General features: G+C 75.0%; 1 protein-coding gene. It reads left to right on the forward strand.

The window, feature by feature from the left end; all coding sequences use genetic code 11:
- Positions 1–135: 135 nt before the first annotated feature.
- Positions 136–6,863 (forward strand): SDR family oxidoreductase (locus IH54_RS0138125; protein WP_052398349.1); only part of this gene is annotated, 6,728 nt, incomplete at its 3' end.

Consider the following 6,863-nt stretch of genomic DNA (forward strand, 5'->3'; position numbering starts at 1 on the left):
GGAGTTGCTGGTGCGGGTGGGTGACCGGTACGGGCTGCCGCCGCGTCCGTCCGATGTGCGTCCGGCGGCGTACAACACGCTCGGCAAGATCGCCGACCTGATCCTCGCCTCCGCGGCGTGAACGGAGCGCCCGACGTGTCCACCGGATCCGGATCCGCAGAGCTGCACGGCAAGGTCGCCCTCGTCACGGGCGGCGCCCGCAACGTCGGCAAGGTCATCGCCAAACGCCTTGCCGCGGGCGGCGCGACGGTCGTCGTCAACCACTTCCACTCGCCGGGCCCCGCGCGCGACACCCTCGCGGAGATCGAGGCGGCGGGCGGGCGCGCGCATGTGATCCGCGCGTCCGTCGCCGTAGCCGGGCAGGTGGACCACATGTTCACGGAGATCGAGGAGCGCTTCGGCGGCCTCGACATCCTGGTCAACAACGCGGCCGGCGGCGCGCTCGTGCCCACCGCGGAGGTCACCGACCGGCTGCTCGACCGCGCCCTCGACACCAACCTCAAGGGCGGTCTGGCGTGCGCCCGCCGGGCGGCCCCCCTCATGGCGCGGCGCGGTGGCGGCAGCATCGTCAACATCTCCACGCTCGGCGGCGGCCAGTTCGTCATGGCCAACTACCTCGCGTGCGGGCCCGCGAAGGCGGCGGTCGAGGCCATGACCCGCTATCTGGCGGTGGATTACGCGCGTGACGGCATCCGCGTCAACACGGCGGCGGCCGGCATGCTCTACTCCGAGGTCGCCGACCTCTTCCCGGACGCCGCCGCCATGCAGGCCGCGACCATCGCCGCGACCCCGCTCGGACGCCTGGGCCACCCCGAGGAGCTGGCGGAGGTCGTCGCCTTCCTGGCGTCCCCCCGCTCCAGCTGGATCACCGGCCAACTCCTCCTCGCCGACGGCGGCCTGTCCACCGGCCAGGCCCTCCTGTCCCCGCCGCCCGCGCCTGCCGCGACGACGGCCCCCGCCGCCGTCCTCGGCGTATCCGCGGCGCAGACGGCCGCCGGGACCGCCCTCCCTTCCGCCCCCCGCACGCCCGCCGCGGAGACGGCCATACCAGCCGTCACCACGCCACCGCCCCCGGGGGCGCCCGCCGTCCCGGCCGCTACGGCACCTGCGGCCCAGCGGCCCGCGGCGGCGCCGGCCGCTACGGCACCGGCCCCGCGTGCGGCGGCGGTCGTCACCCCCGGCCCGGCCGGAGGCCGCTTCACGGACGAGATCGCCGTCGTCGGCATGGGCATCGTCGTGCCCGGCGCCAACGATCCCGACGAGTACTGGCGCGAACTCATGCTCGGCGCCGACCGGTTCGTCGAGATCCCGGCCGACCGGTGGGACAACGACAAGTTCTACTCCGCCGACAAGCGGGCCGAGGACAAGACCTACTCCAAGCACTCCGCCTTCATCACCGACTTCGTCCCGCACCCGCGGCTCGCGGCCGAACTGGAGGGAAGGGGCGGCACGGACGGCGGGAACAGCCGGGGCAGCGGTGGCGACGTCGAGTCGACGACCCTGTGGCTGCGGCACTCGCTCCTCCAGGCCATGGAGGGCGTCGCGCACGGGCCCGACGACCGGTGCTCCTTCCTCGTCGGCTACACCGCGGACGGCTCGCAGCACCTGGAGGAGGCGACCGTACGGGCCGGGGTGCTGGCCCGGATGGGGCCGGTTCTGGACGAGTTGGGGCTCGGGGACGCGGAGAAGGCCGCAGCGCTCGACGGGATCGGGCGGCGGCTCGCGGCGCACTACGGCCGCAGCGGTCCGGACCCGCTCCGGTTCTTCCCGCACCAGGTGGGGCTGGGGGCGATGCGCGGGGTGCTTCCGGACAGCGCCGAGCTGCTGCTCGTCGACACCGCCTGCTCCTCCTCCCTCTACGCCGTCGACCTCGGCCTCAAGGGGCTGCTGGAGGGGCGGCACGACATCGCCGTGTGCAGCGGCTCCTTCGCGGTGGGGCCGCGCGGCTCCATCCTCTTCGCCAAGCTCAACGGGCTCTCCGTGGGCGGCGAGGTGCGCTCGCTGGACAAGGCGAGCGACGGCGTCCTGTTCTCGGACGGGGCCGCCACCGTCGTCCTGAAGCGGCTGAGCCGCGCCCGCCGCGACGGCGACCCCGTGCTCGCCACGATCCGCGGCTTCGGCTCGTCCTCGGACGGCAAGGGCAAGGCGATCTACGCGCCGAGCGCGGCGGGCCAGAAGCTCGCGATCCGGCGGGCGCTGGCGGCGCCCGGTATGGACAGCGTCCGCCCGGAGTGGGTCGTCGCGCACGCGACCGGCACCCCGGCGGGCGACCTCGCCGAATTCACCACGCTGCGCGAGACGGTGAGCGAGGTGCTGGCGGGGGAGAGCGAAGCGGGGTGCGACCGCGGCCCGGTGGTCGTCACGTCCAACAAGTCCGTGATCGGGCACACGGGTTGGGCCGCGGGCGTGGCCTCGCTCATCGAGGTGGTGCTCGGCTTCCGGCACGACGTGATCCCGCCGCAGCACCGCTTCACGAAGACGCCGAAGGACTTCGCGATCGACGGCTCCCACCTGACGGTGCCGACCGAGGCCGTGCCCTGGCCGCGCGGCGGGCGCCGCCGTACGGCCGCGGTGTCCGGCTTCGGCTTCGGGGGGACGAACGCCCACCTCGTCGTCCAGGAGCCCCCGATCGCGGCAGCGGAAGCCGAACCCGCCGCGAGCGCGCCCGGCGCCGCGGACACCGACCCGCAGCGGCAGCGCATCGCGATCGTCGCCCGTACGGCCCACGTCCCGCCCTCCGAAGAAGACGCCGCCGCCGACGCCGACGGGGCCCCGGACGCGCCCGGCGGCGACCTCCCCGGCTGGCTGACCGGTGCCTGCGCCACCCCCGGCGGGCTGTCCTTCGGGGACACCTACCCGCTGCCGTCCTTCCAGCAGGTCCGCATGCCCCCGGGCATGATGCGCGGGATCGACCGCTGCCAGCTCATGGTCCTCCGCTGCGCGCACCGGCTGCGGGACACCCTCGGCGGCTTCTGGGAGGACAGCCGCGAGACGACCGGTGTCGTCCTCGGGCACCTCGGCGCGACGCGCAACGCCACGCTCTACGCGACGCGCTGCTACCTCGACGACCTCACGCTCGCGCTGCGCACCGACCCCGAACTCGCCGCCGCGCCCTGGCTGCCGGACGCGCTGGAGCGGCTCAAGGCGGAGGTGCGGCGGCTCGTGCCGCCGTCGAGCGAGGACTCCTTCCCCGGCATGATGCCGAACGTCATCCCGGCCCGGGTCGCGAACTACTTCGACCTCAAGGGCCTCAACATGACGGTGGACACGGGCTTCACGTCCACGCTGAGCGCGATCGACGTCGCGATCCGCTACCTGCGGCAGGGCGAGCTGACGATGGCGCTCGTCGGCGGCATCAACGGCAACAGCACCGCCGAGGTACGGCAGTTGCTCGACGAGGCCCTCGACGCGGACACCGTCCTGGCCGAGGGGGCATTCCTCCTCGCCCTCGTGACGGAGGAGACCGCGACCGCCCACGGCCTCGACGTGCTGGCCTACCTGGACACCCCGGACATCACGGAAGCCGCCCCCGGGAAGCCCGGCGACGCCGTCGAGTGCGGGGCCCACCGCACGGACCGGCCCGCGTGCTTCCTGGGCGCGGAGGGAGCCGTCGGTGTCCTCCAGGTCCTGGCGCGGAAGCCCGGCGCGCGCAACGCCCTCGTCGTGTGCCGCGGCGAGCAGGGTGCGCCCGACCTGGCCGTACGGATCAGCGCCCCTACCTCGCCGCCCGCCGCGGAGGAAGCCCCCGCCGCCGCGGTCGGGGTACCGCCCAGCTTCAGGGACGAGGGGCGGTACGAAGGCCCGGACGGCGTACGGCCGTTGACGGTGTCGCGTTACGTGCCGGCCCTGGCGGAGTCCCCGGGGCGGCCGGTGCGCGACGAGGTGCCGTTCTGGCCCGACGCCCCCACCGTCGTCCTGACCGACCGGCCCGGCGCGGCAGCGGCGGCGGGCGCGCCGCCCGGCACGCTCGTGCTCTGCACCGCACCGGCGGACGGCACACCCGGCGTCCACCACGTCAGCTCCGCCGAAGAGGCCGGCCCCCTGCTGGAAGCGGCCGACCCCGACCACCGCCTGCGGCACATCCGCCTGCTCACCGACCTCACCGACCTCACCGACCTCTCCGCGACCGACGCCGCCGACCCCACCGCCCCCGACCCCGCAGGAGAGGCCCCCGACGCCCTGCACGAACTCCTCTTCCAGGTCGTCCAGCTCCGCCACGCCACCCTCGCCGCCCCCGCCGACTCCGGCCCGGCTCAGGCGAGTTGCATCGGCCTCCTGCTCGGCGGGCTCACCGGCCGCACCCCGCACCCGTACACCGGCCTCTTCACCGGCCTGTTCAAGGTCATCCACCTCGAATACCCGGACACCGCCACCTTCGCCCTCGTCACCGACACCCGTGACCCGGCGGACGGAGTCGCCCGCGCCGTACGGGAGTCGGCGTACGCGCGCGGGCTGCCCGTGGCCTACGACGGCGGCGGCGTACGGCTGGCCGTCAGCCTCACGCGGCAGCCCGGCGAGCTGACGGAGCGGGCCGCGCTCGGGCCCGGCAGCGTCGTCGTCGCGGTCGGCGGCGGACGCGGCATCACCGCCGAGCTGCTGACCGAGCTGGCCCGGCACTTCCGGCCGACGCTCTACGTCCTGGGCTCCAACCCGGTGGATTCGCAGCCGGCGGAGTATCTCGCTCTGAGCGACGCCGACTTCGCCAAGGGGCGGGCCGACTACATCCGCCGCGGCCTCGGCTCGGGCCGCACCCCGGCGCAGCTCAACCGCGCCTACGAGCGCATCGGCCAGGCCCGTGTCATCCGCGGCAACCTCGCACGGATGGCCGAGCACAGCGGCGCCGCGCACGTCCGCTACCTCGCCTGCGACGTGACCGACCCGGCGCAGGTGGCCGCCGCCATGGAGCGCATCGCGGCCGAGACCGGCGGCGCCCGCATCGACCTGCTCGTCAATGCCGCGGGCCTCAACCGCTCGGCCCCGGTCGCGACCAAGAGCCTCGCCGAATTCCGCCAGGTCCGCGACCTCAAGCTGCGCGGCTACCGCAACCTCAAGGCCGCGCTGCGCGGCCGCCCCCCGGCCGCGTGGTGCAACTTCGGCTCCCTGCTGGGCATGACAGGCCAGATCGGCGAGGCCGACTACGCCTCCGGCAACGACCTGCTCGGCACCGCCGCGACCTATGCCCACCAGGTCCATGGAGTACGCGAGTTCACCGTCGGATGGACGCTCTGGGGCGATGTCGGCCTGGGCGCGGCCGAATTGACCAAGGCCTACTTCGAGAAGAGCGGCCTGTACTCGGCGATGAGCACCCCGGAGGGCGTGCACCACTTCGTCCGCGAGCTGCACCTCGCCGCCCCCGCGCCGTACGCGATCCACCTCGGGGACGCCGAACGCCAGGCGGTGGAGCGCCTGCTGCCCGGCTTCCTCACCCCACGGGAGGCCGCACCCGCCGACACGCCCCCGGTCCGGGTGACGCTGCCCGCCCCGCGCACCGCAGGGGACCGCGTCCCGCAGCTCGCCACCGTCACCCGCACCCCCCGTCCGGCCGGCCCGGCGGCGCCGGACCGGCCCCGTACGCCCGACTTCTACCTCGGTCGCGAAGTGGCCCGCGAGGGCGCCGACTCCGTCACCTTCGAGCGGGTCTTCGACCTCACCACCGACGCCTATCTGCGCGGCCACCGCGTCGCGGGCGTCCCCACCCTCCCCGGCACGTTCGTGACCGAGATCGCGTACGAGGCGGCCTCCCACCTCGTCCCCGGTCTGGAGGTCTACGCCTTCGAAGAGGTCCGCTTCCACCACTTCCTCAAGGTCCACGAGTCGGGCACCGCCGCACCGCCCAGGCGCATCCGGGCCGACGTCGTCGAACGCCGCCCCGACATCGGCCAGTCGGTGGTCCGCGTCCGCATCACCGGGGACGTCGTGGCCCCCAACGGCACGCTGCTCGTCAAGGACCGGCCGCACTTCGAGGTCCGCGTCCTCATGGCGGACCGGCTGCCCGCCGCCCCCCGCTGGGCGCCCTGGCACGACGCCGACGAGACGCCCGTACCCGACCCGTACCACAGCCCCGGCTCCCCGGTGCTGCTCACCGACCTCTTCGTGTCGACCTCCCGCACCCGCCTCCACCCCGGCGGCAAGCGCTCGACCTACACCCTGCAACTCCCGCCCGACCACCCGGTCTTCAGCCGCTTCGGAATGCCCGTGGTGCTCCTCGACGGGCTCGCCCGCACGGGCGTCCTGGCCCTTGTCGAGGGCGACCTCGTCCCGCTCGCCGCCCCGCTCGGCATCGGCCGCATCGACGTCTACGAGCACGGCGGCGACCCCGCGGTCGCCGCCCGCCACGGCCACGTCGACCTCTACGCGGTGCTGCCCGAGGCCGCCGCGGACGGCAGCGCACCCGGCGCGGGCAACCGCTTCGTGGCCGTACGCCCGGACGGCCGGATCCTGCTCCAGATGAAGGACCTGGAGTGGACGGTCATGGGCTACCTCAGCCGCACCACCGGCCGCTTCCTGACCCCGGCGGAGGCGGCCCAGGCACCCCCGCCGCACCCCCGCCGACCGGACGGACCCGACCGGCCCGGCCACCCCGACCAGACTTCCGACGCCGACCACCCCGACCACCCCGACCACCCCGAGAAGGAGGCGGCAGCGATGGGAAAAGCTGACACCGGCGCGGCGCCCGAGCCGACGCCGGTGCCCCCGACCTCCGCCTCCGCCGACACCCCCGCTGACGCCCCGACCTCCGCCTCCCCCGACGCCCCCGCTGACGCCCCGGCCGACGTGCCCGGCGACATCCCCGCCCCCGTGCCAACCGACGCCCCCGCCCGCGTCCCCGCCCCGCGCATCACCGCACCCGCACCCGCTCCCGC

Source organism: Streptomyces sp. NRRL F-5123, from assembly GCF_000721495.1.
GTDB lineage: Bacteria > Actinomycetota > Actinomycetes > Streptomycetales > Streptomycetaceae > Actinacidiphila.